The 15,214-nt window shown below is 63.2% G+C and carries 14 protein-coding genes; 9 read left to right on the top strand and 5 right to left on the bottom strand.

Features of this window, described 5'->3' with window-relative positions:
- The first annotated feature begins 70 nt into the window (after positions 1-70).
- A complete protein-coding gene (locus tag EV700_RS15270) occupies positions 71-1,426 on the top strand; it encodes a DUF445 domain-containing protein (protein ID WP_130415389.1) in 1,356 nt (451 codons plus the stop codon).
- Positions 1,427-1,682: 256 nt separating this feature from the next.
- Here the strand turns inward: EV700_RS15270 and EV700_RS15265 are convergent, their stop codons facing one another.
- The 5 genes from EV700_RS15265 to EV700_RS15245 all read right to left on the bottom strand — a co-directional run bounded on the left by EV700_RS15265 (position 1,683) and on the right by EV700_RS15245 (position 7,211).
- On the bottom strand, positions 1,683-2,900 hold the full coding sequence (locus EV700_RS15265; RefSeq protein ID WP_130415387.1) for an APC family permease: 1,218 nt from the start codon (positions 2,898-2,900) through the stop codon (positions 1,683-1,685).
- Between the two features lie 4 nt (positions 2,901-2,904).
- A complete protein-coding gene (locus EV700_RS15260) occupies positions 2,905-3,747 on the bottom strand; it encodes an iron-sulfur cluster-binding protein (protein WP_130415385.1) in 843 nt (280 codons plus the stop codon).
- Entirely contained in the window at positions 3,741-4,757 is a 1,017-nt protein-coding gene (locus tag EV700_RS15255; RefSeq protein ID WP_130415383.1) for a 4Fe-4S dicluster domain-containing protein, read from the bottom strand. Before EV700_RS15255 ends, EV700_RS15260 begins: the two co-directional genes overlap by 7 nt.
- On the bottom strand, positions 4,754-6,811 hold the full coding sequence (fdhF, locus tag EV700_RS15250) for a formate dehydrogenase subunit alpha (protein WP_130415381.1): 2,058 nt from the start codon (positions 6,809-6,811) through the stop codon (positions 4,754-4,756). The genes EV700_RS15255 and fdhF overlap by 4 nt, the downstream gene beginning before the upstream one ends.
- 79 nt (positions 6,812-6,890) lie before the next feature.
- A complete protein-coding gene (locus EV700_RS15245; protein WP_130415379.1) occupies positions 6,891-7,211 on the bottom strand; it encodes a hypothetical protein in 321 nt (106 codons plus the stop codon).
- 187 nt (positions 7,212-7,398) lie between these two features.
- Between EV700_RS15245 and aroQ the strand changes: the two genes are divergently transcribed.
- The 8 genes from aroQ (at position 7,399) to purH (ending at position 15,180) form a co-directional block, all read left to right on the top strand.
- Positions 7,399-7,845 carry a type II 3-dehydroquinate dehydratase gene (gene aroQ, locus EV700_RS15240; RefSeq protein WP_130415377.1) on the top strand — a complete coding sequence of 149 codons (447 nt, stop codon included), beginning with the start codon at positions 7,399-7,401 and terminating at the stop codon, positions 7,843-7,845.
- A gap of 24 nt (positions 7,846-7,869) precedes the next feature.
- Entirely contained in the window at positions 7,870-8,331 is a 462-nt protein-coding gene (accB, locus tag EV700_RS15235) for an acetyl-CoA carboxylase biotin carboxyl carrier protein (RefSeq protein WP_130415375.1), read from the top strand.
- Positions 8,332-8,346: 15 nt separating this feature from the next.
- Positions 8,347-9,690, top strand: a complete 1,344-nt coding sequence (gene accC, locus EV700_RS15230; protein ID WP_130415373.1) for an acetyl-CoA carboxylase biotin carboxylase subunit — start codon at positions 8,347-8,349, stop codon at positions 9,688-9,690.
- Between the two features lie 56 nt (positions 9,691-9,746).
- The gene (prmA, locus tag EV700_RS15225; RefSeq protein WP_130415371.1) at positions 9,747-10,634 is read left to right on the top strand and encodes a 50S ribosomal protein L11 methyltransferase; all 888 of its coding nucleotides are present in this window, start codon (positions 9,747-9,749) and stop codon (positions 10,632-10,634) included.
- A gap of 37 nt (positions 10,635-10,671) precedes the next feature.
- The gene (locus EV700_RS15220) at positions 10,672-12,084 is read left to right on the top strand and encodes a zinc-ribbon and DUF3426 domain-containing protein (protein ID WP_130415369.1); all 1,413 of its coding nucleotides are present in this window, start codon (positions 10,672-10,674) and stop codon (positions 12,082-12,084) included.
- A 143-nt stretch (positions 12,085-12,227) separates the two neighbouring features.
- Positions 12,228-13,223, top strand: coding sequence for a tRNA dihydrouridine synthase DusB (dusB, locus tag EV700_RS15215; protein ID WP_130415367.1), 996 nt, complete (start codon positions 12,228-12,230; stop codon positions 13,221-13,223).
- Between the two features lie 13 nt (positions 13,224-13,236).
- Positions 13,237-13,509: a DNA-binding transcriptional regulator Fis gene (gene fis / locus EV700_RS15210; RefSeq protein ID WP_130415365.1), complete on the top strand. Its 273-nt coding sequence runs from the start codon at positions 13,237-13,239 to the stop codon at positions 13,507-13,509.
- A gap of 96 nt (positions 13,510-13,605) precedes the next feature.
- The gene (purH, locus tag EV700_RS15205) at positions 13,606-15,180 is read left to right on the top strand and encodes a bifunctional phosphoribosylaminoimidazolecarboxamide formyltransferase/IMP cyclohydrolase (RefSeq protein ID WP_130415363.1); all 1,575 of its coding nucleotides are present in this window, start codon (positions 13,606-13,608) and stop codon (positions 15,178-15,180) included.
- Positions 15,181-15,214: the final 34 nt, after the last annotated feature.

Below are 15,214 nucleotides of genomic sequence, written 5' to 3'. Positions count from 1 at the left end.
CACTCCATTGCCGGACAATTCCTGCTAAAAATAACAGATCGTCTCCATAACAACCAATGACGGCCCCGACATGCCCCAACCCACGCTTGAAAAACGCCAGAATCTCGCCAACTTCGTGCTGGTCACCGCCGTTGGCGGCCTGCTGGTGCAGCACCCGCTGGCCAATGCCTTTCCCGCCTACGCCGCCGCCATGCCGCACGTGAAGATGGCTTTCGAAGCAGCGCTGGTCGGGGGGCTGGCGGACTGGTTCGCCGTCACCGCCATCTTCCGCAAGCCGTTCAACCTGCCCATTCCGCACACCGCCATCATCACCGAGAACAAGGACCGCATCGCCGACACCATTGGCCTGTTCGTGCAGCAGAATTTCCTGACCTCGGCCGCCATCCGCCAAAGCTTCACCCAGAACAACGTCGCCGGGCAGATGGCGTCCTGGCTGGAGAAAGAAGCGAATGCGGAGAAGTTGTCGCGTGAGATCGGGCTGATCGCGCCGCGCATCCTGCAGTTCTTCCGCCACCCCGCCGTGGAAAATTTCGTGCAGCGCAATGTGGTCGACTGGATCCGCGCCTCGTCCGCCAATACGCTGACCGCGCAATTCCTGCAAGCGGTGTTCAACAACGGCAACCACCAGCAGGCCTTCCAGTTCGGGCTGGAACGCATGGACGACTGGCTGCGCCGCCACCCGGAAAAGGCGCAGGAACTGTTGGCGCCGGTGATCGACGCGCTGATCGGGCCGGTGCTGAGCAAGATCCGTACCTCGCTGAACACCGATGCCCAAGGGGCGCTGTCGCTGCTGGTGGGCGGGCTGACCGCCTTCGCCAAGCCGGAAACCAAGCGCGCCGTGGAACAGATGAAGTCGGGGATGAATGCGGCGCTGAACGTGGAGCAGCGCATTATCGACAGCCTGATCAATGTCATCCACGACATCCGCCAGGATCCCCACCACCCTTTCCGCCTGCAACTGGACGAGTCGGCCAAGTACTACATCGGCGTGCTCAGCGTCGATTCGCCGGAGTCGCGGCGGTTGAACGCCTTCAAGGACGAGATGGTCAACAATCCGGATGTGGTGAAGTTTTTCACCAGCATCGTCATCAGCATCCGTGAGGCGATCCAGAAGGATCTGAATTCGGTGAAGCCGACCATCCTGGAAAGCGTGAAGGATGCGTTGATGATGCTGGGGCGCAATCTGGCGAAGGATGGCCAGTTCCAGCAGGACCTGAACAAGGGCATTGTCGATGCGACCTGCTTTGTGACCGAGGAATACGCGGATGCGATCATGCGTTTTGTGAGTGATCAGGTGCGGGCGTGGGAGTCGGAGAAGATGGTGCGGGAGATCGAGAAGGCGATCGGGCCGGATTTGCAGATGATTCGGGTGAATGGGACGTTGGTGGGGGGATTGATCGGGTTGGTGTTGAGTTTTATTGCCTGAGCCATGCCGGTCGTTGTAGGTCGGGCTTCAGCCCGGCACCAGACCTTTGTTTGATAGGGCTTTTAGGGTGAAATCCTTCATCCGCCTGCCGCGGGCCCTTCTTTTTGTCTTGGCAAAAAGAAGGCAAAAACCGTGTCCTTCGCCAAAACTCGCTCACTTTCCCCTATGTTCAGCACCGCCAAGTCCGGCGGTGTTTTTGATTCTGCCTGAGGCATGTGGCTCGGACAGTTGGCTGCGGACGGCGTTTGTTACTGATTTACAGCCAGTTGGCGATTTCCAGGATAACCAGGCCCAGGCTGATGATGGCGGCGATCAATGACATCCAGCGGGGGAAGATCATGACGCCTTCGGCGTGCGGGTGGCGTTGCTTGATACGCCACAGGGCGAGGTTTACGCCGGAGAACAGGGTGAGCATGATGACGGAGGTGATGGCGGCGAGGCCGGCGAGGCGTCCGGTGAGGGCGAGCGTCAGGACGATCAGGACGGCGACGGCGGTGGCGCGCAGCGGGGTCTGCGTGCGCGGGTGAATTCGCGCGAGTCGTTTGGGCAGCAGGCCGCGTGAGGAAAGGCCGTATAGCACCCGCGAGGCCATGATGATCTGGATCAGGCCGCCGTTGATGATGGCGAACATGCCGATCAGCGACATCAGCATCGGTTCGCGGCCGGTGTAGTGGCTGTAGAGCGTGGCCATCGGGGCGCGGCTGGCGGCGAGTTCGCCGGGCGACAGCGCCAGTACGGCCATGACCATGATCAATAGATAGAGAACGGTGGTGATGATCAGTGTCAGCACGATGGCCAATGGCAGGGTGTGCTTGACGTCTTTCACTTCCTCGGCCACATCGACCATGTCTTCAAAGCCGAGGAAGGCGAAGAAGGCCAGCAAGGCTCCGGCGTAGATCGGGGCGAGGCCGTTCAGGCTGAACGCGGGCAGCAGCTCCGGCCAGCGCGAGGGCAGTTCGGCCAGATGGCCGCTACCCGCGACGATCAGCCATACCAGACCGCCAACCTCAATCACCGTGATGGCGGTGGCGATCAGCACCGATTCGGCAATACCCCAGGCCGCCACCAGCCCCAGCAGCAGCGTGATCAGCAGGATCGAGGGTGTGCGCGGCAGGCCGGTCAGGGTTTCGAAGTAGCCGGAGAAGCCGTTGACCAGCGCCGAGGCCGAGACCAGTCCGGCCAGCACCATCATCAGTCCCGCCGCCACCGACAGTTTTTCCGAGCCGAACCCTTCACGGATATACAGTGACGCCCCGGCGGCGCGCGGATAGCGGCCGGACAGTTCGGCGAAGGACAAGGCGGTGAACCCGGCAAGGATGGCGGCGAACAGGAAGGCGGCCGGGGCCAGCATGCCCGACACCCGCGCCAGCTCCCCCACCAGCGCGTAGATGCCCGCGCCGATGGTGGTGCCCAGACCATAGAGCACCATTTGCGGCAGGGTAATCGTGCGCTTCAGCGATACGGACTCGCCCATACGGTCAGCAACTGACCCAGGCGGGCCGGGTGGCCACCTGTTGTGCCAGCAGTTCCCGCGTGCGCGCCAGCGTCAGCGTCGGGCCCTCGCGGCAGATCAGGCTGCTGCCGACATAGCAGTGCCCGCACAGGCCGACGCCGCAATGCATGCGCCGTTCCAGCGACAGCCAGAAGGCGCTCGGGGACAGGCCCCGTTTTTCGAGCAGGTCGCCGACACCCAGCATCATCGCTTCCGGGCCGCAGCACAGCACGGCGTCGGGGAAGGACGGCAGCAAGGCCAGCGCCGCATCCAGACGCGAGCCGGTGGCTTGGGTCAACTCCTGCGGGGTGTGCCAGGCGGGATCATCCACCGGCAGGCTCAACGGCAAGCCCGCCTGCCGCCACGCATCGCGTTCTTTCGCCAGAATGCGGCTGTCTTCGCTGCGGGCGCTGTAGAGCAAGGCGGTGCGTCCGGCTTGCCCGTTCGCCAGCCGCTGACCCAGCCACGCCGACAACGGCGCCAGGCCGCAGCCACCCGCCACCACCAGCACAGTCTGGTCCGCAAGTTCCGGCCAAGGCTGCCCCACCGGCCCGCGCACCCCGACAAAGGTGCCCAACGGCAAATCCTGCAAAGCCTCCGTCAGCTTGCCGACCTGACGCACCAGCGCCGTGAAGCAGCCCTGTGCATCCGGCAGGCTGACAAAGGTGAAGGCCGCCTCCCCCAGACCGGGAATGCTCAGCATGAAGAACTGGCCGGGCCGGGCTGTCCAGCGCGCGCCGTCCTCCAGCCGGAAGCGCAGGTGCAGCGCGTCCTCACCATCGTCATAGCGCGCCAGCAGTGTCGCCACTTCAGGAACCAGACTCAGCATGCCCCTGCCCTCGTCAGCACCGCCTTCGCGCCAATCACGCCGGGACACACGGCGTCGCAGCGGCCGCAGCCGGTGCAGCCCAGTCGCCCCTGCTGCGGGATGAAGTGCGGCGAAAATTTATGGAACCAGTAACGCGCGGTGCGTGCGCCCGGCGTCGGCGACGGATGATGGCCGCTGGCCTCGCGCTGGAAACCGTCGTAGAGACAGGCGTCCCACACCCGTTCGCGGACGATGCCCTGGGGCTGGCCGACATCAAAGGCGGTGAAACAGGAGCAGCTGGGGCAGAGATTGACGCAGCCGGAACAGCTCAGACATTGGATTGCCAGCGTTTCCCAAATTTCCGTGGTCACCCCGCCCGCCTGGATGCGGGTCAACCCGGCTGCTAGTGCAGACAAGTCCCCGAAGGCGGCGATGCAGGCATCGCCCACGGCCTGCCGGGTTTGCGCCGCGCTGTCCGCCTCCAGTGTCCTGACGGTTTGGGTCGCTGCCTGGAAGGCAGTCAGCACCGTTTCCCCCAATTGGGTCAGCGCCGCCAATTGCCAGCCCGCCGTCACCGGCGTCAGCACCAGATCGGCCCCTTCGCGCACCAGCGGCCCGGAGTCGGTGAGGGGACAAAACCCGCCCGCGCAAGGCGACACGCAATCGACCGCCACCACCAGCGCCGACTTCCGGCGCGCCTGATACAGCGCATCTTCGGCAAAAAAACGGTCCTGCACCGCCAGCGCGGCGGCATCGCAAGCCTTCACCCCGAAAAACACCCGGGGCGGCACCTCCGGCAAGCGGCTGCGGAAATGGGTGCCGTCGAACACAAACACCGTCTCGCGCTCGGCAAAGAAAAAAGGCTTCAGCGAGGACAGCGGCACGCCGTCAAACGTTTCCACATCGCGCTGCGGCGACGACTCCGCCCAGCGCACCACGCCGTCCGTCTCGCGCACCGGCTCGATCAGGACGCGATCCACCGCGATAAAGCCGCGAAAATCCGCCAAGGTGTCGATAAAAACCGTTTTCATGCCTCCTCCCGCTTTTCCACGCGCACGGCGCAGGCTTTGAGCTCCGGCATTTTCGTCACCGGGTCCTGCGCGGTATTGGTCAGCCGGTTGCAGGGCGCTTCGTGGAAGTGGTACGGCATGCTGACTGTACCCACCGGCAGTTCCGGGGCCAGCTCGACGCGGGTATCCACCTCGCCCCGGCGCGAGAAGACCCGCACCGGCGAGTGTTGGCCCAACCCCAGATCGGCGGCGTCAGCGGGATGCATGAACAGCAGGCCCAGCGGCGTTTCCCGCTCCAGCACCGGTGCGCAGCGCGTCATGGAACCGCCGCCGTAATGGAAGTGCAGGCGCTGGGTGGTGAAGGCCAGCGGGTACTCGGCATCGGGCATTTCCGCCGGTTCCACCGCATCGACGCAAACCAGGCGCGCGCGGCCGCTGGCCTGCAACGGAAAACGTTCCTGATGAAGTATGGGTGATCCTTCGGGATGCTCGGTGTTGCAGGGCCATTGCAGACCCTGATGCTCGTCGAGGCGGCCATAAGTCATAGCGGAAAAGATCGGCATCAGGCCGCACATCTCGTCGAAAACCGCCTCCGCGTTCTGCCAATCCAGCCCAGCCACGCCCATGCGCCGCGCCAGTTCGCCGAAAATCTGCCAGTCGGTCCTGCACTCGGCAGGCGGCTCAACGGCCTTGCGCACCCGCTGCACGCGGCGCTCGCAGTTGCTGAAAGTACCGTCCTTCTCGGCGAAGGCAGCCACCGGCAGGATGTAATCGGCCAGCTTCGCCGTCTCGGTCAGGTGCATTTCCAGCACCACCAGCAGGTCCAGTTTCTTCAGGGCGCGGGCGACCTCGGTCTGGTCGGGATCAGTCAGCGCCGGGTCTTCCCCGGCAATGATCATCGCCCGCATCGCGCCGTCGCGCGCGCCGTGCATCATCGCCAACGAGGTCATGCCCGGTTTCTCCGGTTGCGGCGAGCCCCAGGCCTGGGCGAACTTTTCCCGCACCGCCGCGTCCGCCACCGGCTGGTAGCCGGGATAGACATTGGGCAGGCAGCCCATGTCGCAAGCGCCCTGCACGTTGTTCTGGCCGCGCAGGGGGTTGATGCCCGCACCCGGCTTGCCGATCTGGCCGCAGGCCAGCACCAGGTTCGACAACGCAATGACATTACTGGTGCCGCTGGCGAACTGGGTGATGCCCATGCCGTAACAGAGGAAGGCGGCGGGCGAATGCGCGTACAGGTCGGCAAAACGCCGCAAGGTGTCAGGATCAATGCCTGTGATGCGCGCCGTAAGTTCCGGGGTGCAGGCGGCGACGTGCGCTTTCAGCGCCTCGACGTTATCGACGCGGGCGCTCAGGAAGTCCTTTGCCTCCCAGCCCTCGCGGAAGATCAGGTGCAGCAGGCCGTTGGCCAGCGCGATGTTGCTGCCCAGCGTCAGCGGCAGATGCAGGTCGGCCAGCTTCGCCAGCCGCGACTGGCGCGGGTCGACCACCACCAGCTTCGCGCCGTTGAGCTTGGCTTTGAGGATGCGGCCGCCGAAGATGGCGTGGTTCTCGGTGGGATCGGCGCCCCAGACCACGATCAGGTCGGCCTGCTCGACATCGGCCAGGCTGTTGGTCATGGCGCCCGAGCCCAGCGTCTGCGCCAGCCCGGCAACGGAGGGGCTGTGGCAGATGCGGGCGCAGTGATCAATATTCGGGGAGCGCAGCGCCACCCGCGCGAATTTCTGGGCGGCGTAATTGTCTTCATTGGTGGCGCGGGCGCAGCTGATCACGCCCAGACTATCGGGACCATCGTTATCGCGGAAATCCTTGAGGCGGGCGGCGATATCGTCCAGCGCCTCCTCCCAGTCCACCGGCACGAAAACTTCACCTTCGCGGCGATAAGGTTGGGTCAGGCGCTGGGCGGGATCGACGCCGAAGGCGGCATTCCAGCCCTTGGCGCACAATTGACCGTGGCTGACCGGATGGTTCGGCGCCGGTTCAACGGCAATGACGCGGCTATCCTCAACACGCAGGCCCATGCCGCAGCCGACGCCGCAGAAGGGGCAAATGGTTCGGGTTGTTGTCGTGGTCATGGCTTCTTTGCCGCATTGTTGTTTTGGATCATAGCAAGGGAAAGCCCGGCGTCGGGAATCCGACCGAGCGATTTTTGGCCTAGTGAAACACCCGCAGGAAAACCCAGACCCGCAATCCGGCCAGGGCCATCATCGCCCCCAACAGCAGAAAGAACAGCGTCCATACCATCGACACCCGTGACGCCGCCACCGCCCCTTCGCCGGACACCTTGCGCCGCATCGCCCACAATCTCGCCGCCAGCACCAGCGCCGCAATCACCAGCAATCCTTCCGCCGCCAGCATGCCCTGCATGCGGAAAATCGTCACGGCCTCACCGGAATAATCGATCACGACCGACGGCAGCGTAATCTGCCTGGATTCCGTCTCCGCCGCACCGGCCACCGCCGGAACCAGGCACATGGCCCGTCTGATGCCGCCCCAAAATCCGTTCATATCACACAAACCCCTCACAAACCTTGCTTGCGTTCATTGCCATGCAGCGGCACTTTAGGTATCTTGCGGCAAAAACCGGCAAAACATTGCTAAATTTCGTTATCTGCCGCTCATAAGGCGACAGTTAGCCGTCATCCATCACCACGGATAGTTTATGGCCCGCATTCTCCTGATCCACGGCCCCAATCTCAACATGCTGGGCTCACGCGAACCCGGCATCTACGGCTCCGCCACCTTGCAGGACATCAACGCCAACCTGATGATCCAGGCGCAGATGGACGGCCACTCCCTCGAAGCCCTGCAAAGCAATCACGAAGGCGTGCTGGTGGATCGCATCCAGGCGGCCGGCCAGGACGGAACCGCGTTCATCATCATCAATCCCGCCGCGTTCACCCACACGTCCGTGGCCCTGCGCGATGCGCTGCTGGCGGTGAAGATCCCCTTTGTGGAAGTGCATCTGTCGAATGTCCACGCGCGGGAAAGCTTCCGTCACCATTCCTATTTCTCCGATGTCGCCGTTGGCGTCATCTGCGGCCTTGGCGCGCGCGGCTATGGTTATGCCCTGCAATACGCCATCCAACATCTGAAACAACCTTCTTAAAAGCTCTTTTGGGGGATACTCCGTATGGATTTGCGCAAAATCAAGAAGCTGATCGATCTCGTCCAGGAATCCGATATCGAGGAACTGGAAATTTCCGAAGGTGAGGAATCGGTCCGCATCAGCCGTCGCCGCCAGGTCGTTGCCGCGCCTGCCGCCATGACCTATGCCCCGGCTCCGGCCGCTCTGGCTCCCGCCGCTGTTGAAGACTCGCCGAAGGGCACCGCGCCCGCCGCCGTGGTTCCGGCCACGCAGGGTTATATCCAGCGCTCGCCGATGGTCGGAACCTACTATTCCGCGCCGTCGCCCAACGCCACGGCATTCGTCGATGTCGGTCAGACCGTCAAGGCCGGCGACACCGTCTGCATCATCGAAGCCATGAAAATGATGAACCAGGTGCAGGCCGAGAAGAGCGGCGTCATCGAATCCATCCTGGTCGAAAACGGTCAGGTCGTCGAATTCGACCAGCCGCTGTTCACCATCGTCTAAGACAGCGGGGACGCCATGCTTGAAAAAGTGCTGATCGCCAATCGCGGCGAAATCGCCCTGCGGGTGCTGCGCGCCTGCAAGGAACTGGGCATCCGCACCGTTGCGGTCTATTCCAAGGCCGACCGCGACTTGCTGCATGTCCGCCTCGCCGACGAGGCCCTGTGCATCGGACCGGCTTCCTCGCGTGAAAGTTACCTGAACATTCCGTCGATCATTGCCGCCGCCGAAGCCACCCAGGCCCAGGCCATTCATCCCGGCTACGGCTTCCTGGCCGAGAACGCCGATTTCGCCGAAGCCGTGGAAGAATCCGGCTTCACCTTCATCGGCCCGCGCGCCGACACCATCCGCCTGATGGGCAACAAGGTGTCCGCCATCGAAGCGATGAAGGCGGCGGGCGTGCCCACCGTGCCCGGCTCCGACGGCGCGGTAACCGCCGAGAACGCCCAGGCGATGGCCAAGCGCATCGGCCTGCCGGTGATCATCAAGGCAGCGGCGGGCGGCGGCGGACGCGGCATGCGCGTGGTCTATGACGCCCATAGCGTGCTGCACTCGCTGGCCGTGACCCAGGCCGAAGCCAAGGCCGCGTTCGGCGACGACACCGTCTACATGGAAAAATTCCTGCAGCAGCCGCGTCATGTCGAAGTCCAGATCATCGGCGACGGCCAGGGCAAGGCCGTGCATCTGGGCGACCGCGACTGCTCGCTGCAGCGCCGTCACCAAAAGGTGGTGGAAGAGGCTCCGGCCCCCGACATTCCCGATGACGTGCGCCGCGATGTGCAGCTGGCCTGCGTGCGCGCCTGCGAGCAGATGCGCTATCGCGGCGCGGGCACCTTCGAGTTCCTCTATGAGGACGGCCGCTTCTATTTCATCGAAATGAACACGCGCGTGCAGGTGGAACACCCGGTCTCGGAAATGGTCACCGGCATCGACATCATCAAGGAGCAGCTGCGCATCGCCGCCGGTCTGGGCCTGTCGGTGACGCAGGACGATATCGTCATCCGCGGCCACGCCATCGAATGCCGCATCAACGCCGAAGACCCGAAGACCTTCCTGCCCTGCCCCGGCAAGATCGACTACTACCACGCCCCCGGCGGCCCCGGCATCCGCATGGACTCGCATATTTACGCCGGCTACACCGTGCCGCCCAACTACGACTCGCTGATCGGCAAGCTGATCGCCTACGGTCCCAGCCGCGACATCGCGCTGCAGCGCATGCGCAACGCCCTGGATGAGATCGTAGTGGAGGGCATCCGCAGCAATATCCCGCTGCACCGCGAGCAAATCCTGCGCGACGCCGGTTTCAACGCCGGAGCCGTTGACATCCACTATCTCGAAAAGAAACTCGGGATGGCTCACTGACACGCAATACCGTCCGCTGCCGACAACGGTGGCGGACCACCTGATGGAAATAACCCATGCCCTGGCTGCAACTGAAGATTGAAACCGGCAAAGCCGATGCCGAACGTATTGAAGAAATCCTGGAGTCGGTCGGCGCCGGAGCCGTGATGCTGGAGGACGCGGCCGACCAGCCGCTGTTCGAGCCGCCGCTGGGCACCACCCCGCTGTGGGACGCTACCCGCGTCGTCGCCCTGTTCACGCCCGACTCGGAAATGGACGCCATCCTGGAATATGTCGCCGCCGAGCTGGGTCAGCCTCTGCCGCCGCACCGCGTTGAAATCCTGGAAGACCAGGTCTGGGAGCGCGCCTGGATGGATCATTATCACCCGATGTGTTTCGGCGACCGCCTGTGGGTGGTGCCCAGCTGGACGCCGCCGCCGCGTCCGGACGCCATCAACCTGTTGCTGGATCCCGGGCTCGCCTTCGGTACCGGCACCCACGCCACCACGGCGCTGTGCATGGAATGGCTGGACAAGCTCGACCTGCAAGGCAAGACCGTGATTGATTACGGCTGCGGCTCGGGCATCCTGGCCGTTGCCGCGCTGTTGCTGGGCGCACGCCAGGCCTGGTGTGTCGATATTGATCCGCAGGCGCTGCAAGCCACCCGTGACAACGCCGAGCGCAACGGCGTCGCCGACCGCCTGACTACCTACTTTCCTGACGACATGCCCCACGTTGAGGCCGATGTCGTGGTCGCCAATATTCTGGCCGGACCACTGGCCGAACTGGCACCGGTGCTGGCACAATTGACGACGAAGAATGGAGATCTGGCCGTTTCCGGCATTATCACAACGCAGGTGGAAGACCTGCAAAAAGCCTACTCGCCGTGGTTCAGCCTTGATACACTCCAGACAAAAGAAGAAAACTGGTGCCGCCTTTCCGGCAAACGTCACGCCGACCGCTGACTGACATGTGGAACCAGAGCCCGGAGCTTGAGGGACTATGAGCGAAACCAAACAGACACGATGCCCGTTCTGTAACAGCGTATTCAATATCACCGACGCCCAACTGGCCGCCCGCGGCGGTCATGTGCGTTGCGGTTCCTGTCTGCAAGTCTTCCGGGCCGACCAGAACATTGTTACCGGATCGGCGGCAGCCCCATCCAAGCCGGCTCCCGCCAAACCTGCCCCGGCAGCGCCGACGCCCGCACCGGCCAAACCGGTAGCTCCGCCCATTGTCGCCAAGACACAGAGCGCCGTCATCAAACCTGAAGATCAGCCTATCGGCCAGCGCGCCAAGAAGAAAAAGCTGGAAGATGACTCCTGGGCGTTCAACCTGATCGGCGGCAAGCAAGAAGCCAATGGGGAGCAAACCGACGCCAGCGGGACGGAAGAAGCCGTCCCCGCCGCACCGCCCCGCGAGCCGACGCCCCCTCCGGTATCCGCCCCGGCTGCCAAGACGAAGAAGCCCCTGTTCGATGATGAATTGAGCGACATGCTGCACGAGGCCTGGCAGGAAAAACCCTCTGAAGGCCATCAGCTGCGCGGTCCCGGCGAGGTCGAAAAAATCAAGGATGCCGCCGACGACAGTTGGGCAACCGCGCTTTTGTCGGAAATCGCCGAAGAGGAAAAGAAGGAACAGGCCAAGAATTACAGCATGGAGGTGGTTACCCCCGGCAAGAAGCCGAAGGAGCCGCCGCGGGATCTGCCCAGGGAAACGCCGCGTGAAGCCGCAACACCGGCCGTGTCCGCAACTGCGGCAGGCGCGTCCGCCCAGCGAACCTCGACCCGCCGTCCGAACGAGAAGAGCGAGTCCGAAGACAAGTCTGCGTCTGATGATGACCTGCTGAACTTCCTTAACAGCAACAGTGCGCCGACGTTGTCTCAAACCCAGGCTTCGCTTCCGGTTGAGATCCACCATCACCGGCATCTGTCGGTGAACTGGAGCTACTATTTCACATGGTCCGTGCTTTGCATATTGGCGGCGGCAGCCCTGATTGCGCAATATGTCTACTTCAACTTTGACGCGCTCGCCATTTCCGCGGATACCCGTCCCAGAATGGTTCAACTGTGCGACACGTTCAAATGCGAGCTGCCATCGCCTCCGGACACCAAGCTGCTCAACATCAACAAGCTGGTGGTGCGCAAGCATCCGGAGGTCGCCAATGCCTTGCAGGCGGATGCCATTCTTTACAACAAGGCCAGCTTTACCCAGCCGTTGCCCGCCCTGAAGCTGGTGCTGCTGGACAAGAAAGGGGGCATTGTGGCCGGCCGGGTGTTCACTCCCAAGGAATATCTGCCCAGCGACTTCTCGAACTTGCGCCGTATTCCGCCAGACACCCCGATTCATGTGGAACTGGCGCTGGTCAAGCCGGACGCTCCCTTCTTCGGCTACCGGATGGAGCCCTTGCTCTAAGCCTTGCCATGCCGGGACGAGGGTCTGCGACGACCTCGTACCGGCGTACCAAAGTATTTCCGTTTTTCGCCTAAAAAACACTCTCTCTTGCCGCCGCTTTGCGGTATGATGCGCGCCGTTTTCCCCGGCCTGACCATCCATTCATGCTCTCCCCCGTCGCTATCGGCCCGTACCGGATCGACCCGATCGCCCTCGCCCCGATGGCGGGCGTCACCGATCGTCCGTTCCGGCAGATCTGCCGCGACCAGGGAGCCGGTTATACCGTGTCGGAGATGGTCACCTCGGATTCGCGGCTGTGGCACACCGCCAAGTCCAGCTTCCGCCTTAACCATGAAGGCGAGCCGGGGCCGCGCTCGGTGCAGATCCTGGGCTATGACCCGGTAATGATGGCCGAGGCCGCCCGCCTCAATGTCGAACGCGGCGCGCAGATCATCGACATCAACATGGGCTGCCCGGCGAAGAAGGTTTGCAACCGCCTGGCCGGGTCGGCGCTGATGCAGGACGAGGCCCTGGTCGCCGACATCCTGCACGCCGTGGTCCAGGCCGTGGATGTGCCGGTGACGCTGAAGACGCGCACCGGCTGGAACCGAGACAACCGCAACGGCGTCACCATCGCGCGCATCGCCGAGGACGCCGGCATCCGCATGCTGGTCATTCACGGCCGCACGCGGGCGGACAAATATGAAGGCCAGGCCGAATACGACACCGTGGCTGCGATCAAGCAGGCTGTCAGCATTCCGGTCTTGGCAAATGGCGACATCAACTCGCCGGAAAAAGCGTTAACAGTGCTGCAACAAACGGGCTGTGATGGTATTATGCTGGGCCGCGCCGCACACGGTCGGCCGTGGATTTTTCGTGAAATTCGCCATTTCCTGAGTACCCGCATACTGCTGTCACCCCCGGACCTTTCCGATCAGATTCAAGTCAGCCTGGACCACCTGGCCGCCTTGCATGCTTTTTATGGAGAGGAGCTGGGTGTCCGCTTTGCCCGCAAACATATTGGCTGGTATGCGCAGTATTGGGAACAGGGGCGCGACTTTGTCCGCCGCTTTCACGCACTGACCACCGGCCAGGCGCAACGCGCCGCCGTGCAAGCCTTCCAGGCGTCCTGCCGGGAAGGTTTCCCCGTTATCTCGTAGTAGTAGGGTCATTATGAGCAGTTTGAAGTCTTCGATTCCCGTTCCCCAGACCGATGCCGCCCTGCGCGTGCATGTCGAGCGCGCCATGCGTCACTATTTCGGCCAACTCAACGGCGAAAAGCCGTGTGAAGTCTACGAACTGGTGCTGGCCGAAGTGGAACGCCCGCTGTTGTCCGTGGTGTTGGAATACACTCGCGGCAACCAGACCAAGGCAGCCCAGATCCTGGGTCTGAACCGCGGCACGCTGCGCAAGAAGATGAAAACACACGGCTTTATCTCTGACTGATTATTGGTCATTTTTTCAGGGCAATTCGGCTAGAATTGCCCTTTTCTTTTTCAGGGTTATCCCTTCACTTTCTTTTGAATTTCTTCGGGAATCGCCATGCAAGTCACTCGTGCGTTGCTGTCCGTGTCCGACAAGACCGGCATTGTAGAACTGGCCCGTGAACTGGCCGCCTGCGGCGTTGCGCTGCTCTCCACCGGCGGCACCTACAAACTGATCAAGGACAACGGCATTGCCGTACAGGAAGTGGCCGAGTACACCGGCTTCCCGGAAATGATGGACGGCCGCGTCAAGACGCTGCACCCGAAAATCCACGGCGGCATCCTCGGCCGTCGCGGCCAGGATGACGGCGTGATGGAACAGCACGGCATCGGCCGCATCGACCTGGTGGTGGTGAACCTCTACCCCTTCGCCGCGACCATCGCCAAGCCCGGCTGCACGCTGGAAGACGCCATCGAGAACATCGACATCGGCGGCCCGACCATGGTCCGTTCCGCCGCCAAGAACAATGCCCACGTCGGCATCGTCGTCAACGCCTCCGATTACGGCCGCGTCATTGACGAGATCAAGAGCACCGGCGGCCTGTCGCAAGCCACCCGCTTCGACCTGGCCGTGAAAGCCTTCGAACACACCGCCCAGTATGACGGCATGATCGCCAATCACCTCGGCAAGCTGGTCACCGAACCGGCCCAGCAATTCCCGCGCACCTTCAACCTGCAATTCAACAAGGCGCAGGACCTGCGCTACGGCGAGAACCCGCACCAGAAGGCCGCCTTCTATGTCGAATCGAACGCCAAGGAAGCCAGCGTCGCCACTTCGAAGCAGCTGCAGGGCAAGGAGCTGTCGTACAACAACATCGCCGACACCGACGCCGCGCTGGAATGCGTGAAGTCCTTCGTCAAGCCCGCCTGCGTCATCGTCAAGCACGCCAACCCCTGCGGCGTGGCCGTGGTGCCGGACGCCGAGGGCGGCATCGGCAAGGCCTATGACCTGGCCTACGCCACTGACCCGGAATCCGCGTTCGGCGGCATCATCGCCTTCAACCGCGAACTGGACGCCGCCACCGCCAAGGCGATTGTCGACCGCCAGTTCGTGGAAGTGATCATCGCCCCGTCCGTCAGCGCCGAAGCCCTGGCCGTGACCGCCGCCAAGCAGAACGTGCGCGTGCTGACCTGCGGCGCCCTGCCCGCCCCGGCCGAGCGCATTGCCGGTCTGGACTACAAGCGCGTCAACGGCGGCCTGCTGGTGCAGGATGCCGACCTGGGCATGATCGGCGAGTCCGACCTGAAGATCGTGACCAAGCGCGCCCCGACCGAAGCCGAGATTCATGACCTGATCTTCGCCTGGAAGGTGGCAAAGTACGTGAAGTCCAACGCCATCGTCTACGCCAAGAACCGCCAGACCATCGGCGTCGGCGCGGGCCAGATGAGCCGTGTGAACTCCGCCCGTATCGCCGCCATCAAGGCCGAGCACGCCGGGCTGCAGGTCGCCGGTTCGGTGATGGCCTCGGACGCCTTCTTCCCGTTCCGCGACGGCATCGACAACGCCGCCAAGGTCGGCATCAGCTGCGTCATCCAGCCGGGCGGCTCCATGCGCGACGCGGAAGTGATTGCCGCCGCCGATGAACATGGCATGGCGATGGTGTTTACGGGAATGCGGCATTTCCGGCACTGATGTGATGTAACCCCCTCTCCCCTTGGGGGAGAGG

Source organism: Fluviicoccus keumensis (genome assembly GCF_004217445.1).
Classification (GTDB): Bacteria; Pseudomonadota; Gammaproteobacteria; order Pseudomonadales; family Moraxellaceae; genus Fluviicoccus; species Fluviicoccus keumensis.
This window is presented reverse-complemented; position numbering and strand designations above follow the sequence as displayed.

Excerpts from the sequence above, each read along its gene's own strand:
- EV700_RS15270 (WP_130415389.1), top strand. The coding sequence starts at position 71 with ATGCCCCAACCCACGCTTGAAAAACGCCAGAATCTCGCCAACTTCGTG.
- EV700_RS15265 (WP_130415387.1), bottom strand. The coding sequence starts at position 2,900 with ATGGGCGAGTCCGTATCGCTGAAGCGCACGATTACCCTGCCGCAAATG.
- EV700_RS15260 (WP_130415385.1), bottom strand. The coding sequence starts at position 3,747 with ATGCTGAGTCTGGTTCCTGAAGTGGCGACACTGCTGGCGCGCTATGAC.
- EV700_RS15255 (WP_130415383.1), bottom strand. The coding sequence starts at position 4,757 with ATGAAAACGGTTTTTATCGACACCTTGGCGGATTTTCGCGGCTTTATC.
- fdhF (WP_130415381.1), bottom strand. The coding sequence starts at position 6,811 with ATGACCACGACAACAACCCGAACCATTTGCCCCTTCTGCGGCGTCGGC.
- EV700_RS15245 (WP_130415379.1), bottom strand. The coding sequence starts at position 7,211 with ATGTGCCTGGTTCCGGCGGTGGCCGGTGCGGCGGAGACGGAATCCAGG.
- aroQ (WP_130415377.1), top strand. The coding sequence starts at position 7,399 with ATGGCCCGCATTCTCCTGATCCACGGCCCCAATCTCAACATGCTGGGC.
- accB (WP_130415375.1), top strand. The coding sequence starts at position 7,870 with ATGGATTTGCGCAAAATCAAGAAGCTGATCGATCTCGTCCAGGAATCC.
- accC (WP_130415373.1), top strand. The coding sequence starts at position 8,347 with ATGCTTGAAAAAGTGCTGATCGCCAATCGCGGCGAAATCGCCCTGCGG.
- prmA (WP_130415371.1), top strand. The coding sequence starts at position 9,747 with ATGCCCTGGCTGCAACTGAAGATTGAAACCGGCAAAGCCGATGCCGAA.
- EV700_RS15220 (WP_130415369.1), top strand. The coding sequence starts at position 10,672 with ATGAGCGAAACCAAACAGACACGATGCCCGTTCTGTAACAGCGTATTC.
- dusB (WP_130415367.1), top strand. The coding sequence starts at position 12,228 with ATGCTCTCCCCCGTCGCTATCGGCCCGTACCGGATCGACCCGATCGCC.
- fis (WP_130415365.1), top strand. The coding sequence starts at position 13,237 with ATGAGCAGTTTGAAGTCTTCGATTCCCGTTCCCCAGACCGATGCCGCC.
- purH (WP_130415363.1), top strand. The coding sequence starts at position 13,606 with ATGCAAGTCACTCGTGCGTTGCTGTCCGTGTCCGACAAGACCGGCATT.